Raw genomic sequence first — 25829 nt, 5'->3', positions numbered from 1 at the left:
GGAGCACTCTCTGTCTGGCGGAAGGTGGCAGGCATTGCAGCCGCGACACGCAAAAGCCGTTATCATAGCCGCCTGTTTGCCTACCTTGCCATGGACACCATGACCGAGAACGACTATCTGACCGCTTGGGGCCTTTACGCCTTCGCTGCCTTGGGCTGCCTGTTGGTGTGGTGGCGCATGACCCGCTGGATCTGGCGCTGGCTGCGCGAACCGCTGCAATTGCTGATGGCCGTGCTGTTGTTGAGCCCGACCATCGTCGACCCGGTCAAGACTCAGTTCGCGCCGGCCGTGGCCATCACGGCCCTGGACCTGGTGCTCAAGGTCGGCAATAACGCCTGGCGGGCGATTTCCGATTTGTTCATGTACACCCTGATCGCCTTTGGTGTGTACCTCGTGTTTGTGCTGATCCGCTGGCCCATCGAGCGCGCCGCCAACGCCCGCCGTGAGCGCAAGGCCGCCACCGACGCCGCCTTGGCCGCCGAGCCTGTGGATGAAGACGATGAGCCGTTCCGTCGTCCTGCACCGGTGAGCGGTATGCGGGTCGAACCGCGCCTTTAACGTTGTCCGCCCTGCAGCGAGAGCCCTGGCATGTGTGAATTATTGGGCATGAGTGCCAACGTCCCCACCGATATCGTGTTCAGCTTTACCGGGCTGATGCAGCGCGGTGGACGTACGGGCCCCCACCGCGACGGTTGGGGCATCGCCTTCTACGAAGGTCGTGGCCTGCGCCTGTTCCAGGACCCGGCCGCCAGCAGTGAGTCGGAAGTCGCCCTGCTGGTGCAGCGTTACCCCATCAAGAGTGAAGTGGTGATCGGCCATATCCGCCAGGCCAACGTCGGCAAGGTGAGCCTGGCCAACACCCACCCGTTCGTGCGCGAACTGTGGGGCCGCAACTGGTGTTTCGCCCACAACGGCCAGTTGGCAGACTTCCACCCCCGCGCCACGTTCTATCGGCCAGTCGGCGATACCGACAGCGAAGCGGCCTTCTGCGACCTGCTCAACCGCGTGCGCGAGGCCTTCCCCGAGCCGGTGGACATCGAACAGATGCTGCCGGACCTGATCGCCGCCTGCGCCGAATACCGCAGCAAAGGTGTGTTCAACTGCCTGCTCAGCGACGGTGACTGGCTGTTTTGCTATTGCTCGACCAAACTGGCGCAGATCACCCGGCGTGCGCCGTTTGGTCCGGCGCGCCTGAAGGATGTCGACGTGATCGTCGATTTTCAGGCCGAAACCACCCCCAACGATGTGGTGACGGTGATCGCCACCGAGCCGTTGACCGACAACGAAAACTGGACCCGCTACGAACCGGGCCAATGGAGCCTGTGGCGACGCGGTGAATGCGTCAGCCAGGGCGTTACCGAGTAAGGATATCGACCATGTTGCTCAGCTATCTGCGGTTGGTGCTGTTTGCCATTGGCCTGTTGGTCGGCGTGCAAGTGCCGGGGTTTATCAACGACTACGCCAAGCGCGTCGAAGCCCACCTGATCGAGGCGCAGACCGGTCTGAGCGGGTTTGAAACCACCGCACGACAGTTCTTCAACGGTGACTTGAAGGCCTTGGTGGCGCATTACCGCGCCAGCGACGACCCGGTGTTCCAGAGCGACGCCAACAGCCTGGGCGCCATGCTTGACCGCCAGGTGGCGTTGGACAAGCAATTCCAGGCCATGCAAGGCCCGTGGTACATCCGTGCCCTGCAAGTGGCGGTGGCCGCCGACCCGGATATCCGCCTGGAGACCTGGAACGGCTACAGCTACCAGATCCTGCTGACCCCCGAAGCCATGGGCTGGGGCCTGGGCGGGGCGATGCTGCTGTCGTTTGGCCTGGAGTGTCTGTTCCGCCTGATCGACTGGGTGGTGCTGGGTGGCAAGCGCTTGCGCCAGAGCCGGCCAATCGAAGAGCGGGACCTGAAAGGTCTCTAACCCACACCTCGGCCTAATGTGGGAGGGGCTTGCCTCCTCCCACATTTGTACCGGTTTATTCAGTTGCTCAGCACCATCCGCTCTTCGCCGACTTCCTCGGCATAGCGGGCAACGACCTGTTGGCACAACCCCACGATCTCCTCCACCAATTCCACCCCCACGCGCCACGACACCACCACCTGCAGGTTCGGCAGTTTCTGCGCCATCGGCAACATCACCAATTCGCCCCGCGCCAGTTCTTCCCTGACCAGCACCGGCGGCAACGCACCAATCCCGAAGCCATCGCGCAACAACCGGGTAATCGCCGACACCGAGTTCACGCAGTTCATCCGTGGCGCGGCCACGCCGTTGGCCTGCATCAGGCTGATGACGTCCTGGTGCGGGTGGGAGTTTTTCGAGTAGGTGATGATGCGCTCCTGGGCCAGTTCGGCGAGGGAGGCGTAGTCGCGGTTGTAGATCGACTGGCTGGCGACGATCCAGGCCATGGGGTGGCTGGCCAGCTCCAGGCTGCGCACGGTTTCCAGGCGCAGCAGGTCGGTTTGCAGGATCAGGTCGAGAAAGCCTTTTTGCAGCTGATCGCTGAGGTTAAGCGCGGTGTCGGCGATCAATTCGATTTCCACCAGGGGGAAATGATCCATCAGTTCCGCCACCAACGGGCTGAGCCAGGTATGGATCACCGTGTCCATCGCACCGATGCGAATGCGCCCGACCTTGCTGCTGGTGGTTTCCAGGGACTGTTTCAGGCCCTGCATGGTCACCATCATCTGCTCGGCGTAATCGAGCACCTTCAAGCCTTCCGGGGTCAGGCTGACGCCCCGGGAGTCGCGCAGGAACAGCTTTACCCCCAGCTCGCTTTCCAGCACGGCGATGCGGCTGGAAATCGAGGCCTGGGTGGTGAACAGCTTCTCCGCAGTCAGGCGGAAGCTCTTGAGCTTGGCCACCCAGACGAAGGTTTCGAGGAACTTCAAATTCATGGGATCAACTTTTTCTTATGCATGGATCGGTTTTTATTAGTTGGACGCCGCACCGGGCAAACGCCAAAAATCAGGCTATTCCACGATAAGCGCCGTTGGGGTATCAGGACAAGTTGCGAGTTCTGCGTAAAAAATCCCACACTACAAAAAACAAAGCCTACAGGAGCAACCACCGTGAGCCGTCTGCTATTGAATTGCGACATCGGCGAGAGCTTTGGCAACTGGACCATGGGTCTGGACGCCGAGGTGATGCCGTTCATCGATTGCGCCAACGTGGCCTGCGGCTTTCATGCCGGCGATCCGAGCATCATGCGCAAGACCGTCAGCCTGGCCCTCAAGCACGGTGTACAGGTGGGCGCACACCCGGCGTACCAGGACCTGCAAGGCTTCGGCCGCCGCTCCATGGCCTACACCCCCCAGGAAATCCAGGACCTGCTGCATTACCAGATCGGCGCCCTCGACGGCATCTGCCGTGCCCAGGGCGGACGTGTCAGTTACGTCAAACCCCATGGCGCGATGTACAACGACATGATGGCCAACCCGGCGCAACTGCGTGCGGTGATCGAGGCCGTGGCTGCGTATGGCGACCTGCCGCTGATGCTGTTGGCGACCCGCGACAACAGCGTGGCCCAGGCACTGGGCGACGAATACGGGGTGATCCTGTGGTTCGAGGCCTTTGCCGACCGTGCCTACGACGCCAACGGCCATCTGGTTTCACGTCAATTGCCGGGGGCGGTGCACCATGATCCAGAGGTCATTGTCCAACAGTCCTTGACCCTTTCCCGTGGCCAACCCCTGACCGCCAGCGACGGCAGCCCGCTGCTATTGCGCGCCAATACCCTGTGCGTGCATGGCGACAATGCCAGCTCGGTCGCCGCCGTAAAGCGTATCCGCGAGGCATTGAAGCCAGCATGAAGCCGCGGATTGAAGTGGTGGCGATCGACTGCCTGATGGTGCGTCTGTTCGAGGTGATCGCCGAAGCCAATATGCCGTGGATGCTCGCCGCCACCCATCGCTTGCGCAGCGGTTTTGGCGCAGCCTTGGTGGATCTGGTGCCGTCCTACACCACCTTGATGGTGCATTACGACCTCACGGCGTTGAGCCCGGCCCAGGCGCGGGAATTGATCGACCAGGCCCTGACCGGCCTGCAACCCCAGGCCCAGGGCAGCGGCCAATGCCATGTGCTGCCGGTGTGGTACGACCTGAGCGTCGGCCCTGAACTGACATTGCTGGCCCAGCGCAGTGGCCTGGCCGTCGACGACGTGATCCGCCGCCACAGCGCCCACGAATACCAGGTATTCGCCCTCGGCTTCGCCCCCGGTTTTGCCTTTATGGGGCTGGTGGATGAAATCCTCGCCACACCGCGCCTGAGCACCCCGCGCCAGCGCGTGGCGGCCGGCAGCGTCGGTATCGCCGAGCGACAGACCGCTGCCTATCCGGTGGTGTCCCCCGGTGGCTGGAATCTCATTGGCCGTACCCCGGCCAAGCTGTTTGATCGCGAGCGCGACGGCTACAGCCTGATGCAGCCTGGCGACACGGTACGCTTTGAGTCAGTCAGCCACGCCGAATTTATCAATCTGGGTGGCGATGACACGCCGTTGGAGGCGCAGGCATGAGCCGCTTGATCATCGAGGCCAGCACGCCGCTGTGCCTGTTGCAGGACGCCGGTCGTTTTGGCGTGCGTCACCTGGGCGTGACCCAGGGCGGCGCGCTGGATTGGGTGTCGATGTCCTGGGCCAACTGGCTGCTGGGCAATGCGCTGGACGCGCCGGTGGTGGAAATCACCCTCGGCGGCTTTACTGTGCAGGCCGAGGAGTATTGCCTGCTGGCGTTGGCCGGTGCGGATCTGGGCGCGTATATCGACGAGCGCGCCCTCAGCCCCGGGCGCAGTTTTATCCTGCAAAAGGGCCAGCGCCTGCGCTTCACCCAGCCGTTCAGCGGCGCGCGGGCTTACCTGGCGGCGCCCGGCGGGTTTGATGCGCCGGATGTGCTGGGCAGCTGCGCCACGGTGGTACGTGAGGCGCTGGGCGGGCCGGACGGTTTCGGCAAGGCCTTGGCCGAAGGCGGGCGCTTGGCCTATTCCGGTACCGGCAGTGCGATGAAAGTGCTGAGCGAACAGGCGTTGCCGGCCAAGGTGCCGCTGGAGGTGATCGTCGGCGCCCAAATTGGCCTGTTCAGCGGCCAGAGCCTGTTCGATGCCTTCAACACCGACTGGGCCCTGGACAGCCGCGCCGACCGTATGGGCATGCGCTTGCTCGGTACGCCGTTGCAGTACCAGGGGCCCTCGCTGATTTCCGAAGGGATCCCGTTGGGTGGCATCCAAGTGCCGCCGGATGGGCAGCCGATTGTGTTGCTCAATGATCGCCAGACCATTGGCGGGTACCCGCGTCTAGGGGCGTTGACGCCATTGGCGCTGGCGCGGCTGGCGCAGTGTTTGCCGGGAGAAAAGGTGAGGTTGGCGCCGGTGGTGCAGGAAACGGCGCATCGGCAGCATGTCGAGTATTTGCGCCGCTTTACATAACACCGCAATTTAAAATGTGGGAGGGGCGGTGCGACGATTCGACTTGCTCCCGATAGCAGTGTGTCAGCCAACACATCAGTGACTGAACCACCGTTATCGGGAGCAAGTCGAATCGTCGCACCGCCCTCCCACATGAGATCTCCTGCATTATGGGGACCGGCGTTTATTTCGAAAGGAAGCGCATCCCTTCCTCAAGCCCGCGCAACGTCAGCGGGTACATCTGATCCTCCACCAACTCCCGCACAATCCCCGTCGAGGCCGTATAACCCCAGGTATCCTTGGGATACGGGTTAATCCAGATCAGTTTCTTGTACTTGGCCATGAAGCGCTGCATCCACACATACCCCGGCTCTTCATTCCAATGCTCGACGCTGCCGCCGGCCTGGGTGATTTCATAGGGCGCCATCGACGCATCGCCGATAAAGATCACTTTGTAATCGGCACCGTACTTGTGCAGCAGGTCCTGGGTGGAGGTGCGCTCGGAGGTGCGGCGCTGGTTGTTCTTCCACACCGACTCGTACACGAAGTTGTGGAAGTAGAAGTACTCCAGGTGCTTGAACTCGGTCTTGCAGGCCGAGAACAGTTCTTCGCAGATCTTCACGTGGGCATCCATCGAGCCGCCGATATCGAACAGCAACAGCAGCTTGATGGTGTTGCGCCGTTCCGGGCGCATTTGGATATTCAGCAGCCCGGCATCGCGAGCGGTGTGGTCGATGGTGCCGTCGATGTCCAACTCTTCGGCCGCACCCTGGCGGGCGAACTTGCGCAGGCGGCGCAGGGCGATCTTGATATTGCGGGTGCCCAGTTCCACCTGGTCATCGAGGTTCTTGTATTCGCGCTGGTCCCAGACTTTTACCGCCTTGCCCTGGCGTTTGCCGGCGTCGCCGACGCGAATGCCTTCGGGGTTGTAGCCGCCGGAGCCAAACGGGCTGGTACCGCCGGTGCCGATCCATTTGTTGCCGCCGGCGTGGCGTTCCTTCTGTTCTTCCAGGCGTTTCTTGAATGCCTCGATCAGCTTGTCGAGGCCGCCCAGGGACTGGATCTGTGCGCGCTCTTCATCGCTCAGCGAGCGCTCGAACTCCTTGCGCAGCCAGTCTTCGGGGATCAGCGCCTGCAGGTGATCGTCGAGCTTTTCCAGGCCATTGAAGTAGGCGCTGAAGGCGCGGTCGAACTTGTCGAAATGCCGTTCGTCCTTGACCAGGATCGCCCGGGCCAAGTAGTAGAACTCGTCCATGTCGGCAAAGGTCACGCGCTGTTTCAGCGCGTTGATCAGGTCGAGCAGCTCGCGCACCGACACCGGGACCTTGGCTGCGCGCATTTCATTGAACAGGTTGAGCAACATTATCGATTACCGCGACGGCTCATGAATGCCAGGCGTTCGAGCAACTGCACGTCTTGCTCGTTCTTGACCAAGGCACCGGCCAGAGGCGGGATGGCCTTGGTGGGGTCGCGCTCGCGCAGCACCGCTTCGCCGATATTGTCGGCCATCAGCAACTTGAGCCAGTCAACCAGCTCGGAGGTGGACGGTTTTTTCTTCAGGCCGGGGACTTTGCGCACGTCGAAAAACACGTCCAGCGCCTCGCTGACCAGCTCCTTCTTGATGTCCGGGTAGTGCACGTCGACGATTTTTTGCAGGGTGGTGCGGTCGGGGAAGGCGATGTAGTGGAAGAAGCAGCGGCGCAGGAACGCGTCCGGCAGCTCTTTTTCGTTGTTGGAGGTAATGATGATGATCGGGCGCTTCCTGGCCTTGATGGTCTCGTCGATTTCGTAGACGTAGAACTCCATCTTGTCGAGCTCTTGCAGCAGGTCGTTGGGGAACTCGATGTCGGCCTTGTCGATTTCATCGATCAGCAGGATCACCCGCTCCTCGGACTCGAATGCTTCCCAGAGCTTGCCCTTCTTCAGGTAGTTGCGCACGTCGTGCACCTTGTCCACTCCCAGTTGCGAGTCGCGCAGGCGGCTGACCGCGTCGTACTCGTACAGGCCCTGGTGGGCCTTGGTAGTGGACTTGATGTGCCAGGTAATCAGCCTGGCGCCGAAGGACTCGGCCAGTTGTTCGGCGAGCATGGTCTTGCCGGTGCCGGGCTCACCCTTGACCAGCAGCGGACGCTCCAGGGTGATGGCAGCGTTGACGGCCAGTTTCAGGTCATCAGTGGCAACGTAGGCCTGGGTGCCTTCGAACTTCATCGGTCATTCCTCGAATTCATCAATGCCCGGACTATACCGCGCGGCCCCGGCGACTGTGAACGCAGACGGGTTATTCAGTCTCTGAATGACCAATGTGGGAGGGGGCTTGCTCCCGATGACGGCGGATCAGCCAATGAATCTGTTGGCTGAAACATTGCCATCGGGAGCAAGCCCCCTCCCACATTTTAATCTGCGCTGGGCTTGGGCTGCTCATAGCGCGCATTGAACGCCTGGATAAAACCATTACGCAAAATCGCCAAAAATGCGGAGAACGCGCTGACATTTTGCTGGTGCACGCTGCCACTGAGTTCCACGCGGGTGGCGAACTGGTTCTTTGCCTGGTTCTTCAATACGGTCTCGCTGGCGCCCACCACGGCCTCCCAGATCGAACGAAAGATGTTCTTGTCCTTGTTCTCCACGTCCTGCTGCCAGTCGAAGACTTCCACGTCGCGCAGCAGCGGCTTGATGTACCCGGTCAATTGACCTTTTTCCGCCTGGGCTTCGATCACCACGTCCCCGGTGCCGGCCTTGAAGTCGAACTTGCCATAGGCGGCGGCGAAGTTGTTCATGCGCTTGAGCTGCAAGTCCCTGGCGCGGAAGCGAAACTCGAAGTTCTCGAAATTGCTCAGCGGGTCGAAGGTGGCGGTGGCTTCCAGCGGGGCCTGGCCTTGCAGCAGGGCCTTGCCGTCGAAGCGCGCGTCGCGCCGGCCTTTCACGTCGACCACATTGGTCAGGTTGTAGAAGCTGGCGTTGACGTCGGTCGCGTCGATCTTCACCACGGGCTTGGAGCTGAAGTTGTGGAAGGCGATCTTGCCGTCTTCGATGCGTACTTCGTCGAGGGTGATGGGGGCCAACTTACTCAACTGCTCGCGCCAGTCGGTACCCTTACCGGTCTGGGAGGCTTGTTTGTTGGCGCCGCCGTCGACGAAGTTAACCTCGGGCTGGATAAACAGCACTTTGGCCACCACCGCGTGGTCGTACCAAAGAGAGTGCCAGCTCACCGCCAGGTCGATCAGCGGCGCCTTGACGAACGGGACGGGCACCTTGCCGTCGACCTTGACGATCTCCAGGCCGTTGATCCGGTACGCACCCCGCCACAGCGCGAGGTCCACGTCGGTCACCTGGCCGCGGTAATCGCCCATGTCGGCGAGCTTGTCATTCAGGTAGTTACGCACCAGGTAAGGGAGCGCGATGCTCACGGCGACCAGGACCACCAGCAATCCGGCAATGGTCCATAGTGGCCAGCTGTAGCGACGTTTCATGGGGAGAGTCCTCTGTCCATACTGGTGCGGTGGACCCCTGCGGCAGGTGCAACGTTCCTTCGACTGGACGCTTTGCAGCACGAGGCATACCCTTGGAGCCTTTCTGAAAACCGCCTAATAGGACCCGCCATGAGCCGCATTTTTGCAGACAACGCGCACTCCATCGGTAACACGCCCCTGGTTCAGATCAACCGTATCGCACCGCGTGGCGTGACCATCCTGGCCAAGATCGAGGGGCGTAACCCGGGTTATTCGGTGAAGTGCCGCATTGGCGCAAACATGATCTGGGACGCCGAAGGCACCGGCAAGCTCAAGCCGGGCATGACCATCGTGGAACCGACTTCCGGCAATACCGGTATCGGCCTGGCCTTTGTCGCCGCCGCCCGTGGCTACAAGTTGCTGCTGACCATGCCGGCGTCCATGAGTATCGAACGCCGCAAGGTGCTCAAGGCCCTCGGCGCCGAATTGGTCCTGACCGAGCCGGCCAAGGGCATGAAGGGTGCCATCGACAAGGCCGGCGAAATCGTTGCCAGTGACCCGGCCACCTACTTTATGCCGGCCCAGTTCGAAAACCCGGCCAACCCGGCCATCCACGAAAAAACCACCGGCCCGGAAATCTGGAACGACACCGATGGCGCCGTGGACGTGCTGGTGGCGGGCGTGGGCACGGGGGGCACCATCACCGGTGTGTCGCGCTACATCAAGAACACTGCAGGCAAGCCGATCCTGTCGGTGGCTGTCGAGCCGATGGTGTCGCCGGTGATCACCCAGGCCCTGGCCGGTGCAGAGATCAAGCCCAGCCCCCACAAGATCCAGGGGATTGGCGCCGGGTTCGTGCCGAAAAACCTCGACCTGTCGATGGTCGACCGCGTGGAACTGGTGACCGACGAGGAATCCAAGGCCATGGCCCTGCGCCTGATGCAGGAAGAGGGCATCCTGTGCGGTATCTCCTGCGGTGCCGCCATGGCCGTGGCCGTACGCCTGGCCGAGAAGCCGGAAATGCAGGGCAAGACCATTGTGGTGATCCTGCCGGACTCCGGTGAACGCTACCTGTCGAGCATGCTGTTCAGCGATTTGTTTACCGAGCAGGAAAACCAGGCTTGATTTATGTCAGCCGGTCAGCCTGGGCCTTCTGCATAATGGCCCAACTGTTTATCATGGCCGGCTGTCACGTCTGGTCTCCCGTCGCCGGGAGGCTGTTGGCCAGGCGCTTATTTCCAGGAGTTGCTGCATGACCTTTTCTTTGGCCGCCAAACTGTCGGTGTTGTTGCTGTTTATCGGCAGCACGCTGTATGTGCACCTGCGCGGCAAGGCCCGTTTGCCGATGTTGCGCCAGTTCGTCAACCATTCGGCGCTGTTCGCCCCCTATAACGCCTTGATGTACCTGTTTTCGGCCGTGCCGTCCAAGCCGTACCTGGACCGCAGCAAGTTCCCGGAACTGGACGTGCTCAAGGACAACTGGGAGGTGATCCGCGAAGAGGCCATGCACCTGTTCGACGAGGGTTACATCCGCGCCGCCGAAAAGAACAACGACGCCGGTTTCGGTTCGTTCTTCAAGAAGGGCTGGAAGCGTTTCTACCTCAAGTGGTACGACAAACCCCTGCCATCGGCCGAGGTGCTGTGCCCGAAAACCGTGGCCTTGGTGAGCAGCATCCCCAACGTCAAGGGCGCGATGTTCGCGCTGTTGCCGGGCGGCAGCCACCTCAACCCGCACCGTGACCCGTTTGCCGGTTCCCTGCGTTATCACCTGGGCTTGTCCACGCCGAACTCCGACGACTGCCGCATCTTCGTCGACGGCCAGGTGTATGCCTGGCGCGACGGTGAAGACGTGATGTTCGACGAAACCTATGTGCACTGGGTGAAGAACGAAACCGAGAAGACCCGCGTGATCCTGTTCTGCGACATCGAGCGTCCGCTGAGCAACCGCCTGATGACCCGCGTCAACCGCTGGGTCAGCAAGCAGTTGGGCCGCGCCACCGCACCGCAGAACCTGGATGACGAGCGCGTCGGCGGCATCAACCAGGCGTATGCCTGGAGCAAGACCTTCAGCGACAAGTTCAGCGGTGTGGTCAAGCAGTGGAAGCGCAAGCATCCGAAGGCTTACCGCATTGCGCGGCCGGTGCTGGCGGTAGTGGTGCTGGTACTGCTGTGGAAGTGGTTGTTCGGCTGATCTGAAGCGTTAGACGCGGTCAAAATGTGGGAGGGGGCTTGCTCCCGATGGCAGTGGATCAGTCATAGATGTTTTGACTGACATACCGTCATCGGGAGCAAGCCCCCTCCCACATTTGATCTCCAGCGACCCTTAGCTGGCAATCAACTGCCGCAGCACATAGTGCAGAATCCCCCCCGACTTGAAGTACTCCACTTCATTCAAGGTATCGATCCGGCACAGCACCTCGACCTTCTCGCTGCTGCCATCCTCGCGGGTAATCACCAGCGTCAGGTTCATCCGCGGCACGATCTCTACCTCGGTCAGGCCGAGAATATCGATCTTCTCCTTGCCCGTAAGCTTCAGCGCCTTGCGGTTCTGATCCAGCTTGAACTGCAGCGGCAGCACGCCCATGCCCACCAGGTTGGAACGGTGAATCCGCTCGAAACTCTCGGCGATCACCGCCTTGACCCCCAGCAGGTTGGTGCCCTTGGCGGCCCAGTCGCGGCTGGAGCCGGTGCCGTACTCCTGGCCGGCGATCACCACCAGCGGTGTGCCCGAGGCCTGGTACTTCATGGCCGCATCGTAGATCGGCATTTTCTCGCCGGTGGGGATGTACAGCGTATTGCCGCCTTCCTCGCCGCCAAGCATTTCGTTGCGAATGCGTATATTGGCGAAGGTGCCGCGCATCATCACTTCATGGTTGCCCCGACGTGAGCCGTAGGAGTTGAAGTCACGCGGCTCCACGCCTTGCTCGCGCAGGTAGCGGCCGGCGGGGCTGTCGGTCTTGATGTTGCCGGCGGGGGAAATGTGGTCGGTGGTCACCGAGTCCCCCAGCAACGCCAGTACGTGGGCGCCCTTGACGTCTTTGATCACCGGCAGAGGCCCGGCGATGTCGTCGAAGAATGGCGGGTGCTGGATGTAGGTGGAGTCTTTCTGCCACACATAGGTCGCGGCCTGTGGCACTTCAATGGCTTGCCACTGTTCGTCACCGGCAAACACCTCGGCGTATTCCTTGTGGAACATTCCGGTGCTGACCTGCGCAACGGCGTCGGCGATCTCCTGGCTGCTCGGCCAGATGTCCTTCAAATACACCGGATTACCCTGTTGATCGTTACCCAGCGGTTCGCTGCTGATATCGATGCGTACGGTCCCCGCCAAAGCGTAGGCCACCACCAGCGGCGGCGAGGCCAGCCAGTTGGTTTTCACCAGGGGGTGCACGCGGCCTTCAAAGTTGCGGTTGCCGGACAGCACCGACGCTACGGCGAGGTCGGCCTTCTGGATGGCTTTTTCAATCGGCTCGGGCAACGGCCCGGAGTTGCCGATGCAGGTGGTGCAGCCATAGCCCACGAGGTCGAAGCCAATTTTATCCAGGTACTGGGTGAGGCCCGCGGCCTTGTAGTAGTCGGTGACCACTTTGGAGCCAGGCGCCAGGGAGGTTTTCACCCAGGGTTTGCGCGTGAGGCCTTTCTCCACGGCTTTTTTCGCCACCAGGCCGGCGGCCATCATCACGCTGGGGTTGGACGTGTTGGTACAGGAGGTGATGGCGGCGATCACCACGGCGCCGTTTTTCAGGCGATAGGTCTGGCCTTCGTATTCATAGTCGGTTTCGCCCACCAGGTCGGCGTTGCCCACGGCCACACCGCCGCCGCCTTCACTTTCCAGGCGGCCTTCTTCCTTGGTGGTGGGTTTGAACTGCAGGTCGAGGAAGTCGCTGAACGCCTGGCCGACGTTGGGCAGGGACACACGGTCCTGTGGGCGTTTCGGCCCAGCGAGGCTGGCTTCGACGCTGCCCATGTCGAGGGCCAGGCTGTCGGTGAACACTGGCTCCTGACCAGCGTTGCGCCACAGGCCCTGGGCCTTGGTGTAGGCCTCGACCAGCTTCACAGTGGCAGCCGGGCGACCGGAGAGGCGCAGGTAGTCCAGCGTCACCTCATCCACCGGGAAAAAGCCGCAGGTGGCGCCGTATTCCGGGGCCATGTTGGCGATGGTCGCGCGGTCCGCCAGGGGCAGGTCGGCCAGGCCGTCGCCGTAGAACTCGAGGAATTTACCCACCACGCCTTTTTTACGCAGCATCTGGGTGACGGTCAGCACCAGGTCGGTGGCGGTGATGCCTTCTTTCAATTTGCCGGTGAGCTTGAAGCCGATCACTTCCGGGATCAGCATCGATACCGGCTGGCCGAGCATCGCCGCTTCCGCTTCGATCCCGCCCACGCCCCAGCCGAGCACGCCGAGGCCGTTGATCATGGTGGTGTGGGAGTCGGTGCCCACCAGGGTGTCTGGGAAGGCGTAGGTGCGGCCGTCCTCGTCCTTGGTCCACACGGTGCGGCCCAGGTATTCGAGGTTGACCTGGTGGCAGATGCCGGTGCCCGGCGGTACCACACTGAAGTTGTCGAAGGCGCTCTGTCCCCAGCGCAGGAAGGCGTAGCGTTCGCCGTTGCGCTGCATTTCGATGTCGACGTTCTGCTCGAAGGCGTCGGCGTTGCCGAACTTGTCGACCATCACCGAGTGGTCGATCACCAGGTCCACGGGCGAGAGCGGGTTGATGCGCTGCGGGTCGCCGCCGGCCTTGGCCACGGCGGCGCGCATGGCGGCCAGGTCGACCACGGCGGGTACGCCGGTAAAGTCCTGCATCAGGACGCGGGCGGGGCGGTACTGGATCTCGCGGTCGGACTGGCGCTCTTTGAGCCAGGCGGCAATGGCCTTGAGGTCGGCGCCGGTGACGGTCTTGTTGTCTTCCCAGCGCAGCAGGTTCTCCAGCAGCACCTTGAGGGACATCGGCAGCTTATCCAGGTCACCCAGGCGCTTGGCGGCCTCGGGCAGGCTGAAATAGTGGTAGGTCTTGTCGTCGATTTCTAAAGTTTTAAGGGTTCTCAGGCTATCAAGGGATGACATTACATGACTCCTTATGGTCCGCACGGCTACGGACCTGACGGGACGAACAGAGCTTTCAAACTAGCGCTGTTTTCAGTAGCTGGCTAATTACTGGACTCTATGGACAGAACCAAGGTTCCGAACTCGGCTATCATGCGCGCGTTTTCATGACAGGCATTGCGATAGCGCAACGTCAGTTGAGTCACCAGGAGAGTCGATGAACACCCTTTTTATGCACTGCCGCCCGGGGTTTGAGGGCGAAGTCTGTTCCGAGATCGCGGAACACGCCGCGCGCCTGAACGTTTCCGGCTACGCCAAGGCCAAGACCGGCAGCGCCTGCGCCGAATTTGTCTGCACCGAAGAAGACGGCGCCCAGCGCCTGATGCACGGCCAGCGCTTTGCCGAGCTGATCTTCCCGCGGCAGTGGGCGCGCGGGGTGTTTATCGACCTGCCGGAAACCGACCGTATCAGCGTGATCCTCGCTCACCTGCGTGAATTCCCGGTGTGCGGCAGCCTGTGGCTGGAGATGGTCGACACCAATGACGGCAAGGAACTCTCGAACTTCTGCAAGAAATTCGAAGTGCACCTGCGCAAAGCCTTGTTGAACGCCGGCAAGCTGGTGGACGACCCGAGCAAGCCGCGCCTGCTGCTGACCTTCAAAAGCGGCCGCGAAGTGTTCATGGGCCTGGCCGAGTCGAATAACTCGGCGATGTGGCCGATGGGCATCCCGCGGTTGAAATTCCCCCGGGACGCGCCCAGCCGCTCGACCCTGAAGCTGGAAGAGGCCTGGCACCACTTTATCCCCCGCGACCAGTGGGACGAGCGCCTGCATGGCGACATGACCGGCGTCGATCTGGGCGCGGCCCCTGGTGGCTGGACCTGGCAACTGGTCAACCGTGGCATGCTGGTGACCGCCATCGACAACGGTCCCATGGCCGAAAGCCTGATGGACACCGGCCTGGTGCAGCACCTGATGGCCGACGGCTTTACTTTCGTGCCCAAGCAGCCGGTGGACTGGATGGTGTGCGACATCGTCGAAAAGCCGGCGCGCAACGCGGCGCTGCTTGAGACCTGGATCGGCGAAGGGTATTGCCGCGAGGCGGTGGTGAACCTGAAGTTGCCGATGAAACAGCGTTACGCCGAGGTCAAGCGCCTGCTGGAACGTATCGAGGACGGTTTCAAGGCGCGCGGCATTCGGGTGGAGATCGGCTGCAAGCAGCTGTATCACGACCGTGAAGAAGTGACCTGCCACCTGCGTCGGCTGGTGGATGTGAAGAAAACCAAGGCCCGCTAAACTGAGCGCCGGTTTCAGGAGTAGACAATGAGCGATATTTTCGACACCGCCGTGGATGGCACCCTCGACGCAACGGGCCTCAACTGCCCTGAGCCGGTGATGATGCTGCACCAGCACATCCGCGACCTGCCGCCCGGCGGCTTGCTCAAGGTGATCGCGACCGACCCGTCGACGCGCCGCGATATCCCCAAGTTCTGCGTGTTCCTTGACCATGAACTGGTGGATCAACAGGAGCAGGCCGGTACCTATCTGTACTGGATCCGCAAAAAACTCGACTAACACCGGTCCCTGTAGGAGCGAGCTTGCTCGCGAAGGGCGTTAACGATGATGCGGGTATCCTGAAGGAACGCGGCGCTCTCGGGTTTTTCGCGAGCAAGCTCGCTCCTACAGGGGTACGCGTTGTGCTTATGCCTTGTTGGCGCGAATGCGCCGGCGTGCACTGCGCGCCAGGCGCACCAGCAGCATCCCCGCCGCACAGCTCAAGCCCACGATCAGCCCTTGCCACAAACCGCTCGGGCCGCTGGGTTCGCCCAGCCAGTTGCTCAGCCCCAGGGCGTACCCCACCGGCAGCCCCACGCCCCAATAGGCAAAGAGGGTCAGCACCATGGTGACACGGGTGTCCTGGTAGCCACGCAGGGCGCCGGCGGCGGTGACCTGGATCGAGTCACTGAACTGAAACAGCGCTGAAAACACGATCAGCGTCGAGGCCAGGTGTATGACGATGGGGTCCGGGGTGTAGATCGCCGCAATCTGCTCGCGAAACACCAGCATCAGGCTGCACGACAGACAGGCGTACGCCAGCGCCGTGCCCATGCCGACCCCGGCGGCGAAGCGTGCTTCACGCGCCTCGCCACGCCCCAGGGCCTGGCCGACGCGCACGGTGACGGCCATGCTCAGGGAATAGGGGATCATGAATACCAGTGAGCTGACGTTCAGCGCGATCTGGTGCCCCGACACAACGGTGGCGCCCAGGCTGCCGAGCAGCAGGGCGATGACGGCAAAGATGCTCGATTCGGCAAAGATCGCGATGCCGATCGGCAGGCCAATCCCCAGTACGCGCTTGATCACCGACCACTGCGGCCAGTCGAAGCGCTTGAACAGTTCGCTGCTCTGGTAGGCCGCCCCCCAGCGGGTCCAGGCGGCCATGCCGAGCATCATCACCCACATCGCAATGGCCGTGGCCCAGCCGCAGCCCACGCCGCCCATGGCCGGCACGCCCAGGTGGCCGTAGATGAAGATGTAGTTCAGTGGAATATTCAGCGCCAGCCCGCACAGGCCCATGGCCATGCTGGGCAGGGTGCGGCCCAGGCCATCACTGAAACAGCGCAGCACGTAGTAGAGGGCGATGGCCGGCATCCCGGCGGCGATGCCATGCAGGTAGCCCATGGTGGGGGCGATAAGGTCCGGCTCGACCTTCATGGCATGCAGGATCGGCTCGGCGCAAAGCAACAGCAGTGCGCCGATGATGCCGACCACCACCGCCAGCCACAGTGACTGACGCACCAACGGCCCGATTTCGCCGTAGTGGCCCGCACCGTAGCGCTGGGCGACTTTCGGCGTGGTGGCCAGCAGCGTACCGGTCATCAGCAGGTACACCGGAATCCAGATCGAATTGCCCAGGCCCACCGCCGCCAGGTCCTGGGGGCTGACGCGCCCGGCCATCACCGCATCGACGAAGCTCATGGCCGTGGTTGCCAGTTGGCCGATCATGATCGGCAGCGCGAGCGTCAGCAGGCCACCCACTTCCCGGCTGATGCGGGCGGGGCGGGTGAGGGGGGCAGTGGCAGTGTTCACGTACGCAAGTCCAGTCAAGAGGGTGCAAGGCCGCGGATTCTACGCCTTGACGTAACGGTCAGGAAAAAACCTGTGTTAGGGATTTGTAAGCGACCTGCCAGCCCCCTCCCACATTGAAGATCGCATCCCTGTACACTGCTGATCCGCCAAAGGAGCCTGCCATGCTGATTGTTGCCGACGAAAATATCCCGCTGCTCGATGAGTTCTTCCAAGGATTTGGCGAGATTCGCCGAGTGTCCGGCCGTTCCATCGACCGCGCCACCGTCGAACAGGCCGATGTGCTGCTGGTGCGCTCGGTGACCAACGTCAACCGCGCCCTGCTGGACGGCACGCAGGTGCGTTTTGTCGGCACCTGCACCATCGGCACCGACCACCTCGACCTCGATTACTTCAAGCAGGCCGGTATCCAGTGGTCCAGCGCCCCCGGCTGCAATGCGCGTGGCGTGGTGGACTATGTGCTGGGCAGCCTGCAAACCCTGGCCGAGATCGAAGGCGCCGACCTCAATCAGCGTACCTATGGCGTGGTCGGCGCCGGTGAAGTGGGCGGGCGGCTGATCGAAGTGCTCAAGGGCCTGGGCTGGAACGTGCTGGTCTGCGACCCGCCGCGGCAGATCGCCGAAGACGGCGATTACGTCAGCCTCGAGCAGATCATCGAGCAATGCGATGTGATCAGCCTGCACACGCCGCTGACCAAGTCCGGCAATGGTTCCACCTGGCACCTGTTTGATCGCGACCGCCTCAACCGCCTCAAGCCCGGCGCCTGGCTGATCAACGCCAGCCGTGGCCCGGTGGTGGACAACGCGGCCCTGCGCGATGTGCTGCTGGCGCGTGAAGACCTGCAAGCGGTGCTGGACGTTTGGGAAGGCGAGCCCGAGGTGGACGTCGACCTGGCCGACCTGTGTGTGTTGGCCACCCCGCATATCGCCGGTTACAGCCTGGACGGCAAGCAGCGCGGTACGGCGCAGATCTATCAGGCGTTCTGCGGGCACCTGGGCCAGGAGCCGAGCATTCAGTTGGGCGACTTGTTGCCGCAACCGTGGCTGGCCGAAGTGCACTTGAACGCATCGACCGATCCGGCCTGGGCGCTGGCGACGTTGTGCCGCAGCGTGTACGACCCGCGCCGTGATGATGCGGATTTCCGCCGCAGCCTGGTGGGTACCGTCGAAGAACAACGCAAGGCGTTCGACGTGCTGCGCAAGCATTATCCGGAGCGTCGTGAAATCGACGGCTTGAAGGTGCGCATTGTGAATGGGGAGTCAGCGGTGTTGGCGCGCATCGTGTCCGCATTGGGCGCGGCAACCGTTTAAACACCGAATAAAAAACCCGGCCACCGGGGCCGGGTTTGAAAGAGCGTAGGCCCTTCAGCCTTGCTGGGCAGGCTTGACCAGTCGCTGTTCCAGCTCGCGGCACGCTTGCTGGATCATCTCTTCGGTAATCTGCACTTCGCGGCCCTGGGCGTCGATCACGGAGCAAGGCAAGTGCTGCGGTTGGCGGATCACTTCAATCTTGGCATCGCTGCTGTTTTGCAAGGTCATGGCCTGTCTCCTCATCAGGTTGTGTACCTACTGTATAACCCCCGAGTGACCGCGCTGTTACAACTCCTTACGAGATCACCGGTTCGAACACCCAGTCCACCAGAAACCGCTGTGGATTTCCAGCCGGGTGTTAGACCGATAGCCTCTAGGGGCCAGCATCGGCGGGCATAATTAACCTGACTCATTGTTATTCGCGCAAGTTCCCCCCATGTAAGCAGGCAGGTACCAACCCTTTCCGATCAGGTGATGCCCTCCATGCTCTCAGTCCGTCAACGCCGTGCAATTCGCCTGGCCAGTCGTTTCATCGCGCCCTACCGCTGGCAGGCCCTCGGTGCTCTGGTCGCGCTGATCGTCACCGCCGGCATCACCTTGTCCATGGGGCAGGGCATTCGCCTGCTGGTGGACCAGGGCTTCATGACCCAATCGCCGCACCTGCTCAACCAGTCCATCGGCCTGTTCATGGTGCTGGTGCTGGGCTTGGCCGTGGGCACGTTTGCGCGGTTTTACCTGGTGTCGTGGATCGGTGAGCGGGTGGTGGCGGATATTCGCCGGCAGGTCTTCAACCACCTGATCTACCTGCACCCAGGTTTCTACGAGAACAACCGCAGCTCGGAAATCCAATCGCGGCTGACCACCGACACCACCTTGCTGCAATCGGTGATCGGTTCGTCGCTGTCGCTGTTCCTGCGTAATGCCTTGATGGTGATCGGCGGCATCGTGCTGTTGTTCATCACCAACCCCAAGCTCACCAGCATCGTGGTGGTGGCGCTGCCGCTGGTGCTGGCGCCGATCCTGATCTTCGGCCGTCGCGTGCGCAGCCTGTCGCGCCTGAGCCAGGACCGTATTGCTGATGTGGGCAGCTACGTGTCCGAGACCCTTGGCCAGATCAAGACCGTGCAAGCCTATAACCACCAGGTCCAGGACGAGCAACGCTTTGCCGTGACCGTGGAAGAGGCGTTCACCACCGCACGCAAACGCATCGCCCAGCGCGCCTGGTTGATTACCCTGGTGATCATGCTGGTGCTGGGTGCGGTGGGCGTGATGCTGTGGGTCGGCGGCATGGATGTGATCAGCGGGCGCATTTCCGGCGGCGAGCTGGCTGCGTTCGTGTTCTACAGCCTGATCGTCGGCAGCGCCGTCGGTACCCTGAGCGAAGTCCTCGGTGAACTGCAACGTGCCGCCGGTGCAGCGGAGCGCATTGGTGAGCTGTTGCAGTCGAGCAACGAGATCCAGGCGCCGGCCACGGGTAAAGTGCAGTTGCCCGAGCGCGTCAGCGGCCGTATGGAGCTGCAGGACCTGCGTTTTTCCTACCCTTCGCGGCCGGACAGCTACGCCATCGACGGCCTGAACCTGAGCATCAACCCCGGCGAAACCCTGGCACTGGTGGGGCCGTCCGGCGCGGGCAAATCGACGCTTTTCGACCTGCTGCTGCGCTTCTACGATCCCCAGCAAGGCCGCATCCTGATTGAAGGCCAGGCGCTGACCGATCTGGACCCCCTGGACCTGCGTCGCCACTTCGCCCTGGTGTCCCAGAGCCCGGCGCTGTTCTTCGGCAGCGTCGAGGAGAACATCCGCTACGGCAACCCAGCGGCCACGCGCGAGCAAGTCGAAGCCGCCGCCCGCATCGCCCACGCCCACGATTTCATCCTGCAAATGCCCGACGGCTACCAGACCCACCTCGGCGACGGCGGCATGGGCCTCTCCGGCGGCCAGCGCCAACGATTGGCGATTGCTCGTGCGTTGCTGGTGGACGCGCCGATCCTGCTGCTGGACGAAGCCACCAGTGCCCTGGATGCCCAGAGTGAACACCTGATCCAGCAAGCGTTGCCGCAATTGATGCAAGGGCGTACCACGCTGGTTATCGCCCATCGACTGGCGACGGTGAAGAACGCTGACCGTATCGCGGTGATGGATCAGGGCAGGCTGGTGGCGGTGGGCACGCATCAGCAGTTGATTGCGAGCAATCCGTTATATGCGCGATTGGCGGCGTTGCAGTTCAGTGATGGGGTTGAGGAGAGCAGCGAACACTGAGTTGCGGTGCGCATAAAAAATGCCCGCATCTCTCAATGCGGGCATTTTCATTTCTGCTTCAAACCTTATTGATCATCAAAGTAGCGCTCATGCCAGTCCACCAACGGCTGTGGCGAGTTGAGCTTCTGCCCGTAGATCACCGAATAAGACAGCACGTTCTGCACATACTGGCGGGTTTCGTCGAACGGGATGCTTTCCACCCATACGTCGAAACTCAGGTGGTCGGCGCCACGTAGCCACTGGCGCACGCGGCCGGGACCGGCGTTGTAGGCGGCAGAGGCGAGGACACGGTTGCCGTTGAACTGACTGTGCACCTGGCTCAGGTAAGCCGCGCCGAGCTGGATGTTTTTGTCCGGGTCCAGCACCTGGGCGGGTGAGGCCAGGGGGATGCTGAACTTGCGCGCAGTGTCCTTGGCGGTGCCGGGCATCAGTTGCATCAGGCCGCTGGCGCCGACGCCGGAGCGGGCGTCGTCCATGAATGCGCTTTCCTGGCGGGTGATGGCGAATACCCAGCTGGAATGCAGGCCACGGACCTTGGCTTCGCGCACCAGGGTGTCGCGGTGGGCCATCGGGAAGCGGATGTCCAGGTCATCCCAGTACTGGGCCTGGCTGATGGTGCGGATCGCTGGGAAGTACCACTTCATGTCGTAGGCCAGCTTGGCCTGGGCGACCATTTCGTCACGGTTGAAATGGCGGCTGACGTGGTACCACTCGCGGCGGCCATCCACGATCTGGCCACGGGCGTAGAACTCAAGGGCACGGCGCACACCCGGGGTGTTACGCACTTTGTTGACCAGCGCCTGGCTCATCAGCAGCGGCTTGTTCTTCAGCTGGTACGGAGCCTTGGAGCGATCGGCGGCCAGGAAGCCATAGAAGTCACGCTCCTGCGCGAGATTCTTGTACAGCACCAGGGCTTGCGGGTTTTTCGGCTCGGCCAGTTCCAGGCTCCGGGCCTGCCAGTAGCGCCAGCGGTTGGTGGTGGCCAAATCCTGCGGGAGTTTGCGCGTCAGTTGGTAGGCATCTTCCCAGCGGGCCAGGCGCAACAGCAGGCGCAGGCGCCATTCGGACACGGTGTTGTCGCGCAACTCGGGGTCGTACTTGGTCATCACCTCAAGCGCTCGCGGGTCGAAGCGCTTGGCCAGGGTCAGGCCGATTTCACGGGCGATTGCCACTTTTTCGTCACGGGAGAAGTGCATGCTGCTGGCGTAACCGTCGAGCAGGGCCATGGCCTTGTCCGGATCCTGGCGTGCCAGGCGGCGCAGGCCCAGGCCGACGGCGTCAGACATCGCCTCGGTGGCCGGTAGGAAGCGCGACGGGTCGCCGAGCATGTCGGGCTTCTGTGCTACGTCCACCATCAGGCGGCCCTGGGCGCCCAGGGTCGGCAGGGTTTTTACCAGGCTGTTGGCCAGCGGGTAATTGCGTGCTTCGGCGGCGAGTTTGGCGCGGTCCCAGATTTTTTGTTCAGTGAGTTGGCCGTCGGCGGCCCATTGGCTGAAGGTGGCATCACAGGCGGCCGGCTGGGATTTGCCGGTCATCCAGAGTTTTTCCGTGGTTTTGTAGCCTTCAGCCTTCAAGTTGTGGGTCAGTTGGAACTGACCGTGCAGGCAGTCCAGCTCGACGAAATTAAGCTTGGGGTCGTAGTACTTTTCAAAGGTCTGCCAGTCGCCACGCTCGGCCAACCAGCGCAACCAACGCAGTTTCATCCAGTTGGCCTGGGGCAGGTCGCCGTTTTTGGCAAGGAATTGTTCGATTTCCTCGTTGCTGGCGGTCTTCAGCCGGGCGGTCAGTTCGTCGTAGGCCAGGTAAGGCGTCAGCGGGTAGTCGGCCAGGGCCTGGCTGTATTGCATGTAGGGGCCGGTATCGCCCTTGGCCAGGGCGCGTTTGGCTTCATCGTAATATTGACGTTGGGTGGTGAGGTCCACGGCCTGGGCGGATTGAACGGCGGTGGCGGAAAAAAGCAGACAAGATAAAAAGTTGAAAAGGCGACTGCGCATGAGACGTCCGTGCAGAGAAATCACGACTAGCACCGGCACCGCCGACACTGATTGCCCCTAGCTTAGCCTTTTGCCAGCGGCCGGCGAAAGCTTTGCCGGGTGGTTCGTTCAAGTTCTCCGGAAATGTCCTACAGAACGTGTCGGTAGCGAAAATGCTGGCCGCATCCCACCCTCAAGTCAGGTAGAATGCGCGCCCAGTTTTTGGAGAAGCGTATGACCCTGCTCAAATTCAGCGATGTGTCCCTTGCTTTCGGCGCTATGCCGTTGTTGGACAAGGTGTCCTGGCAGATCGCCCGTGGTGAGCGGGTGTGCATCATCGGCCGCAACGGCACCGGCAAGTCCAGCATGATGAAGCTGGTAAAGGGCGACCAGAAGCCCGATGACGGCTCTGTCTGGCGCGCCCCAGGCCTCAAGATTGGCGAATTGCCGCAGGAATTGCCGGTTGCCGACGGACGGACTGTGTTCGACGTGGTTGCCGAAGGCCTGGACGGTGTCGGTGAGTTGCTTGCGCAATACCATCACCTGGCCCAGAACTGCGTCACCGAAGCCGACCTGGACAAGCTGATGCACGTCCAGCAGGACCTCGAAGCCCGTGACGGCTGGCGCCTGCAGCAACTGGTGGACAGCACCTTGAGCCGCCTGCAGCTGCCGGCCGACAAGACCCTCGCCGAGTTGTCCGGCGGCTGGCGTCGTCGTGTGCTGCTGGCCCAGGCCCTGGTGTCCGAGCCCGACCTGCTGCTGCTTGACGAGCCAACCAACCACCTGGACATCGGCGCCATCGCCTGGCTGGAAGAAGCCCTCAAGGATTTCCAGGGCGCCGTGCTGTTTATCACGCACGACCGCTCCTTCCTGCAAAACCTGGCGACGCGCATCCTTGAGCTGGATCGTGGCGGCCTGATCGACTGGAACGGCGACTACGCCAGCTTCCTGGTGCACAAGGAAGCTGCGCTGTCCGCCGAAGAAACCGCCAACGCCCTGTTCGACAAGAAACTGGCCCAGGAAGAAGTCTGGATCCGCCAGGGCATCAAGGCGCGCCGTACCCGTAACGAAGGCCGCGTGCGTGCCCTCAAGGCCCTGCGCGTCGAGCGCAGCGAACGTCGCGAGCGCACCGGCAAGGCCAATATCCAGCTGGATACCGCCGATAAGTCGGGCAAGCAGGTCATGGTGCTCGAGAACGTCAGCTTCCATCACCCGGATGGCCCGTTCCTGATCAAGGACTTCTCCATGGTCCTGCAACGCGGCGACCGTATCGGCCTGTTGGGTGCCAACGGTACCGGCAAGACCACCTTGCTCAAGCTGATGCTCAATGGTCTGCAACCGACCAGCGGCACGGTGGAAGAGGGCACGCGCATCGACGTGGCCTACTTCGACCAGTTGCGCCATCAGTTGGACCTGGAAAAGACCGTGATCGACAACGTCGCCGAAGGCCGCGACTTTATCGATATCGACGGCCAGAGCCGCCACGTACTCAGCTACCTGGGTGATTTCCTGTTCAGCCCGCAACGTGCGCGTACGCCCGTGAAGGCCTTGTCCGGTGGCGAGCGTGCGCGCCTGCTGCTGGCCAAGTTGTTCAGCAAGCCGGCCAACCTGCTGGTGCTCGACGAACCGACCAACGACCTCGACGTGGAAACCCTCGAGCTGCTGGAAGAGGTCCTGCTGACCTTCAACGGCACTGTGCTGATGGTCAGCCACGACCGGGCATTCCTCGACAACGTGGTCACCAGCACCCTGGTCTTCGAAGGTGAAGGCAAGGTGCGCGAATACGTCGGTGGTTACCAGGACTGGCTGCGTCAGGGCGGCTCGCCGCGCCTGTTGGGCGTGACCGAGAGCAAGTCCGGCAAGGCCGACCTGACCTCCGCTGTGGTGGCTCCGGTGGAAGCGGCTGCACCGGCCCAGGAAGCGGCACCGGCGGCCAAGAAGAAACTCAGCTACAAGCTGCAGCGTGAGCTGGAAGCCTTGCCGGGTGATATCGACGCCAAGGAACAGCAGATCGCCGCAGTAGAAGCGGAAATGGCTGACGCGGGTTTCTACCTGCGTCCGGCGGCGGAAACCGCCAAGGTCATCGCCTCCCTGGAGACGTTGAACCAGGAGCTGGAAGTGCTGGTCGAGCGTTGGGCCGAGCTGGATGCCTGAGTGACCTTCGTGCAATAAAAAAGCCCGGCGCCCTAATATGGGCGCCGGGCTTTTTCATATGAAATGCGGTTCAAATGTGGCCTTAAGAGGTTTTTACCAGTCTGACGGCCAATACATCGCACGGCGCACCGTGCAGCACATCATTGGCAGTAGAACCCAGCAGCAACGCCAAACCATGACGGCCATGGCTGCCGACCACGATCAGGTCGCAATGCTGCTCCTTGGCCAGGTGGTGGATTTCCTGGCGCGGTTGGCCGTAGGTGAGGTGGGAGTTTTCCTTGGTCACTTCGGGGTATTTGACGATCAGGCGGTCAAGGCGCTCCTTGGCCTGGTCGAACTGTTGTTGCTGCAATTGGGAAAGGTCCATGGGCACGTCGCCGCCAAAGGCCATGGCCATGGGCTCGACGATATGCACCAGTGACAGTTTTGCGCCACTGGCAACGGCAAACGCTCGGGCGCGCTTGATCACTGGATCGCACTCTTCGGTCAGGTCTACGGCGACCAGAATATGTTCGTAGGACATGGGGCGTTCCTCCAGGGGACTGCAATAGATTCAGTATGGCTGCTTTCAAGCGGATAGGGTTGCGTCAGGTCAAATCCGCTCATCAGAAAAATCGGGAGTACACATATGACGGTCTGGATAGTGGTGTCAATCCTTGTCGTGGTTCTGAGCCCCCTGGCATGGCTGCGCCCATCACGCCATCAGAGCGGGCGCATGGCCCTGCGCATGGAGGCACGCCGCATCGGCCTGGCCATGCAACTGGCGCCCCAGGAGTGGCCGCACTGGCTCAAGCAAGAGCCGCCGAGCCCGTGTGCGCAGTACTGCCGACCCCGGCGCGGCAGTATGCCGGCCGTTTGGAGCTACTGGCAGCTGGAGCCTGGCGTGTGGGTCAATCAGTGGCGCGAAGTGTGTGTGGACGAGAAGTTGTTGCCGCATTTTGCAACGCTGCCGGCGAATGTCTACAAGGTCGAGGCCGACAAGCAAATGATCGCCCTTTACTGGGGAGAGAAGGGCGAGGCGAGCGACCTGTTGGCCATTGATACATTGCTCAAGGCCCTGGCCTGATGCTGCCCTCTGCCGCTCTCTGTAGGAGCGAGCTTGCTCGCGAAAATCGTCAACGATAACGCGGGTATTCAGGTTATACGCGGCGCCCTTGAATTT

The 25829-nt window shown here is 62.1% G+C and carries 23 protein-coding genes; 14 read left to right on the top strand and 9 right to left on the bottom strand.

Annotated elements, in window-relative coordinates; all coding sequences use genetic code 11:
* The first annotated feature begins 24 nt into the window (after positions 1-24).
* From PspCFBP13509_RS00385 to PspCFBP13509_RS00375, 3 genes are read left to right on the top strand one after another with little or no spacing between them, the layout of a single operon-like run.
* A complete protein-coding gene (locus PspCFBP13509_RS00385) occupies positions 25-558 on the top strand; it encodes a hypothetical protein (protein WP_027604265.1) in 534 nt (177 codons plus the stop codon).
* A gap of 30 nt (positions 559-588) precedes the next feature.
* Positions 589-1365, top strand: a complete 777-nt coding sequence (locus PspCFBP13509_RS00380; protein WP_065928175.1) for a class II glutamine amidotransferase — start codon at positions 589-591, stop codon at positions 1363-1365.
* Positions 1366-1376: 11 nt separating this feature from the next.
* Positions 1377-1919: a DUF2937 family protein gene (locus tag PspCFBP13509_RS00375; protein ID WP_027604263.1), complete on the top strand. Its 543-nt coding sequence runs from the start codon at positions 1377-1379 to the stop codon at positions 1917-1919.
* 59 nt (positions 1920-1978) lie between these two features.
* Here the strand turns inward: PspCFBP13509_RS00375 and PspCFBP13509_RS00370 are convergent, their stop codons facing one another.
* Positions 1979-2893 carry a LysR family transcriptional regulator gene (locus PspCFBP13509_RS00370; RefSeq protein ID WP_065928174.1) on the bottom strand — a complete coding sequence of 305 codons (915 nt, stop codon included), beginning with the start codon at positions 2891-2893 and terminating at the stop codon, positions 1979-1981.
* A gap of 174 nt (positions 2894-3067) precedes the next feature.
* On the opposite strand from PspCFBP13509_RS00370, the gene PspCFBP13509_RS00365 reads away from it, so the two are divergent.
* From PspCFBP13509_RS00365 to PspCFBP13509_RS00355, 3 genes are read left to right on the top strand one after another with little or no spacing between them, the layout of a single operon-like run.
* Complete coding sequence (locus PspCFBP13509_RS00365; protein ID WP_137211420.1) at positions 3068-3808, top strand: 5-oxoprolinase subunit PxpA; 741 nt, start codon at positions 3068-3070, stop codon at positions 3806-3808.
* Positions 3805-4509 (top strand): 5-oxoprolinase subunit PxpB, encoded by a 705-nt coding sequence (pxpB, locus tag PspCFBP13509_RS00360; protein ID WP_137211419.1) that lies wholly within the window; start codon positions 3805-3807, stop codon positions 4507-4509. Before PspCFBP13509_RS00365 ends, pxpB begins: the two co-directional genes overlap by 4 nt.
* Positions 4506-5414: a 5-oxoprolinase subunit C family protein gene (locus PspCFBP13509_RS00355; protein WP_137211418.1), complete on the top strand. Its 909-nt coding sequence runs from the start codon at positions 4506-4508 to the stop codon at positions 5412-5414. The genes pxpB and PspCFBP13509_RS00355 overlap by 4 nt, the downstream gene beginning before the upstream one ends.
* A 163-nt stretch (positions 5415-5577) precedes the next feature.
* On the opposite strand, the gene PspCFBP13509_RS00350 is transcribed toward PspCFBP13509_RS00355, so the two are convergent.
* From PspCFBP13509_RS00350 to PspCFBP13509_RS00340, 3 genes are all read right to left on the bottom strand, one after another.
* The gene (locus PspCFBP13509_RS00350) at positions 5578-6756 is read right to left on the bottom strand and encodes a vWA domain-containing protein (RefSeq protein WP_024074064.1); all 1179 of its coding nucleotides are present in this window, start codon (positions 6754-6756) and stop codon (positions 5578-5580) included.
* Positions 6756-7601 (bottom strand): AAA family ATPase, encoded by an 846-nt coding sequence (locus PspCFBP13509_RS00345; protein WP_027604257.1) that lies wholly within the window; start codon positions 7599-7601, stop codon positions 6756-6758. Before PspCFBP13509_RS00345 ends, PspCFBP13509_RS00350 begins: the two co-directional genes overlap by 1 nt.
* Positions 7602-7786: 185 nt before the next feature.
* The gene (locus PspCFBP13509_RS00340) at positions 7787-8863 is read right to left on the bottom strand and encodes a DUF748 domain-containing protein (protein WP_137211417.1); all 1077 of its coding nucleotides are present in this window, start codon (positions 8861-8863) and stop codon (positions 7787-7789) included.
* Between the two features lie 129 nt (positions 8864-8992).
* On the opposite strand from PspCFBP13509_RS00340, the gene cysK reads away from it, so the two are divergent.
* Together cysK and PspCFBP13509_RS00330 are read left to right on the top strand one after the other, a co-directional pair.
* Positions 8993-9967: a cysteine synthase A gene (cysK, locus tag PspCFBP13509_RS00335; protein ID WP_027604255.1), complete on the top strand. Its 975-nt coding sequence runs from the start codon at positions 8993-8995 to the stop codon at positions 9965-9967.
* A gap of 127 nt (positions 9968-10094) precedes the next feature.
* Positions 10095-11033, top strand: a complete 939-nt coding sequence (locus tag PspCFBP13509_RS00330; RefSeq protein WP_065928168.1) for an aspartyl/asparaginyl beta-hydroxylase domain-containing protein — start codon at positions 10095-10097, stop codon at positions 11031-11033.
* 132 nt (positions 11034-11165) lie between these two features.
* On the opposite strand, the gene acnA is transcribed toward PspCFBP13509_RS00330, so the two are convergent.
* A complete protein-coding gene (gene acnA, locus PspCFBP13509_RS00325) occupies positions 11166-13907 on the bottom strand; it encodes an aconitate hydratase AcnA (RefSeq protein WP_137211416.1) in 2742 nt (913 codons plus the stop codon).
* Positions 13908-14103: 196 nt separating this feature from the next.
* On the opposite strand from acnA, the gene rlmM reads away from it, so the two are divergent.
* Entirely contained in the window at positions 14104-15180 is a 1077-nt protein-coding gene (gene rlmM, locus PspCFBP13509_RS00320) for a 23S rRNA (cytidine(2498)-2'-O)-methyltransferase RlmM (RefSeq protein WP_046490414.1), read from the top strand.
* A 27-nt stretch (positions 15181-15207) separates the two neighbouring features.
* Positions 15208-15459 (top strand): sulfurtransferase TusA, encoded by a 252-nt coding sequence (tusA, locus tag PspCFBP13509_RS00315; RefSeq protein WP_065928166.1) that lies wholly within the window; start codon positions 15208-15210, stop codon positions 15457-15459.
* Positions 15460-15585: 126 nt separating this feature from the next.
* Here tusA and PspCFBP13509_RS00310 read toward each other — a convergent pair whose 3' ends face one another.
* Positions 15586-16974: an MATE family efflux transporter gene (locus PspCFBP13509_RS00310; RefSeq protein WP_065928165.1), complete on the bottom strand. Its 1389-nt coding sequence runs from the start codon at positions 16972-16974 to the stop codon at positions 15586-15588.
* A gap of 161 nt (positions 16975-17135) precedes the next feature.
* On the opposite strand from PspCFBP13509_RS00310, the gene pdxB reads away from it, so the two are divergent.
* Complete coding sequence (pdxB, locus tag PspCFBP13509_RS00305; RefSeq protein ID WP_065928164.1) at positions 17136-18281, top strand: 4-phosphoerythronate dehydrogenase PdxB; 1146 nt, start codon at positions 17136-17138, stop codon at positions 18279-18281.
* Positions 18282-18335: 54 nt separating this feature from the next.
* Here pdxB and PspCFBP13509_RS31460 read toward each other — a convergent pair whose 3' ends face one another.
* Entirely contained in the window at positions 18336-18509 is a 174-nt protein-coding gene (locus tag PspCFBP13509_RS31460; RefSeq protein ID WP_027604248.1) for a PA1571 family protein, read from the bottom strand.
* Positions 18510-18755: 246 nt separating this feature from the next.
* Here PspCFBP13509_RS31460 and PspCFBP13509_RS00300 point away from each other — a divergent pair, with 246 nt between their 5' ends.
* Positions 18756-20540 carry an ABC transporter transmembrane domain-containing protein gene (locus tag PspCFBP13509_RS00300; RefSeq protein WP_161985709.1) on the top strand — a complete coding sequence of 595 codons (1785 nt, stop codon included), beginning with the start codon at positions 18756-18758 and terminating at the stop codon, positions 20538-20540.
* Positions 20541-20605: 65 nt separating this feature from the next.
* Here PspCFBP13509_RS00300 and PspCFBP13509_RS00295 read toward each other — a convergent pair whose 3' ends face one another.
* Positions 20606-22534 (bottom strand): transglycosylase SLT domain-containing protein, encoded by a 1929-nt coding sequence (locus tag PspCFBP13509_RS00295; RefSeq protein WP_065928162.1) that lies wholly within the window; start codon positions 22532-22534, stop codon positions 20606-20608.
* A gap of 213 nt (positions 22535-22747) precedes the next feature.
* On the opposite strand from PspCFBP13509_RS00295, the gene PspCFBP13509_RS00290 reads away from it, so the two are divergent.
* Positions 22748-24667, top strand: a complete 1920-nt coding sequence (locus PspCFBP13509_RS00290; RefSeq protein WP_065947396.1) for an ATP-binding cassette domain-containing protein — start codon at positions 22748-22750, stop codon at positions 24665-24667.
* Between the two features lie 82 nt (positions 24668-24749).
* Here the strand turns inward: PspCFBP13509_RS00290 and PspCFBP13509_RS00285 are convergent, their stop codons facing one another.
* The gene (locus PspCFBP13509_RS00285) at positions 24750-25190 is read right to left on the bottom strand and encodes a universal stress protein (protein WP_027604244.1); all 441 of its coding nucleotides are present in this window, start codon (positions 25188-25190) and stop codon (positions 24750-24752) included.
* A 105-nt stretch (positions 25191-25295) separates the two neighbouring features.
* On the opposite strand from PspCFBP13509_RS00285, the gene PspCFBP13509_RS00280 reads away from it, so the two are divergent.
* On the top strand, positions 25296-25733 hold the full coding sequence (locus tag PspCFBP13509_RS00280; protein WP_027604243.1) for a hypothetical protein: 438 nt from the start codon (positions 25296-25298) through the stop codon (positions 25731-25733).
* Positions 25734-25829: the final 96 nt, after the last annotated feature.

This window comes from Pseudomonas sp. CFBP13509 (assembly GCF_005233485.1).
GTDB lineage: Bacteria > Pseudomonadota > Gammaproteobacteria > Pseudomonadales > Pseudomonadaceae > Aquipseudomonas > Aquipseudomonas marginalis.
Note: the sequence above shows the minus strand (reverse complement) of the source record. Positions and strands in the feature narration are given on the sequence as shown.

Bases quoted from the DNA above. Each gene is read 5' to 3' on its own strand.
- PspCFBP13509_RS00380 (WP_065928175.1), top strand. From the start codon at position 589: ATGTGTGAATTATTGGGCATGAGTGCCAACGTCCCCACCGATATCGTG.
- PspCFBP13509_RS00375 (WP_027604263.1), top strand. From the start codon at position 1,377: ATGTTGCTCAGCTATCTGCGGTTGGTGCTGTTTGCCATTGGCCTGTTG.
- PspCFBP13509_RS00370 (WP_065928174.1), bottom strand. From the start codon at position 2,893: ATGAATTTGAAGTTCCTCGAAACCTTCGTCTGGGTGGCCAAGCTCAAG.
- pxpB (WP_137211419.1), top strand. From the start codon at position 3,805: ATGAAGCCGCGGATTGAAGTGGTGGCGATCGACTGCCTGATGGTGCGT.
- PspCFBP13509_RS00355 (WP_137211418.1), top strand. From the start codon at position 4,506: ATGAGCCGCTTGATCATCGAGGCCAGCACGCCGCTGTGCCTGTTGCAG.
- PspCFBP13509_RS00350 (WP_024074064.1), bottom strand. From the start codon at position 6,756: ATGTTGCTCAACCTGTTCAATGAAATGCGCGCAGCCAAGGTCCCGGTG.
- PspCFBP13509_RS00345 (WP_027604257.1), bottom strand. From the start codon at position 7,601: ATGAAGTTCGAAGGCACCCAGGCCTACGTTGCCACTGATGACCTGAAA.
- PspCFBP13509_RS00340 (WP_137211417.1), bottom strand. From the start codon at position 8,863: ATGAAACGTCGCTACAGCTGGCCACTATGGACCATTGCCGGATTGCTG.
- cysK (WP_027604255.1), top strand. From the start codon at position 8,993: ATGAGCCGCATTTTTGCAGACAACGCGCACTCCATCGGTAACACGCCC.
- PspCFBP13509_RS00330 (WP_065928168.1), top strand. From the start codon at position 10,095: ATGACCTTTTCTTTGGCCGCCAAACTGTCGGTGTTGTTGCTGTTTATC.
- acnA (WP_137211416.1), bottom strand. From the start codon at position 13,907: ATGTCATCCCTTGATAGCCTGAGAACCCTTAAAACTTTAGAAATCGAC.
- rlmM (WP_046490414.1), top strand. From the start codon at position 14,104: ATGAACACCCTTTTTATGCACTGCCGCCCGGGGTTTGAGGGCGAAGTC.
- tusA (WP_065928166.1), top strand. From the start codon at position 15,208: ATGAGCGATATTTTCGACACCGCCGTGGATGGCACCCTCGACGCAACG.
- pdxB (WP_065928164.1), top strand. From the start codon at position 17,136: ATGCTGATTGTTGCCGACGAAAATATCCCGCTGCTCGATGAGTTCTTC.
- PspCFBP13509_RS31460 (WP_027604248.1), bottom strand. From the start codon at position 18,509: ATGACCTTGCAAAACAGCAGCGATGCCAAGATTGAAGTGATCCGCCAA.
- PspCFBP13509_RS00300 (WP_161985709.1), top strand. From the start codon at position 18,756: ATGCCCTCCATGCTCTCAGTCCGTCAACGCCGTGCAATTCGCCTGGCC.
- PspCFBP13509_RS00295 (WP_065928162.1), bottom strand. From the start codon at position 22,534: ATGCGCAGTCGCCTTTTCAACTTTTTATCTTGTCTGCTTTTTTCCGCC.
- PspCFBP13509_RS00290 (WP_065947396.1), top strand. From the start codon at position 22,748: ATGACCCTGCTCAAATTCAGCGATGTGTCCCTTGCTTTCGGCGCTATG.
- PspCFBP13509_RS00285 (WP_027604244.1), bottom strand. From the start codon at position 25,190: ATGTCCTACGAACATATTCTGGTCGCCGTAGACCTGACCGAAGAGTGC.
- PspCFBP13509_RS00280 (WP_027604243.1), top strand. From the start codon at position 25,296: ATGACGGTCTGGATAGTGGTGTCAATCCTTGTCGTGGTTCTGAGCCCC.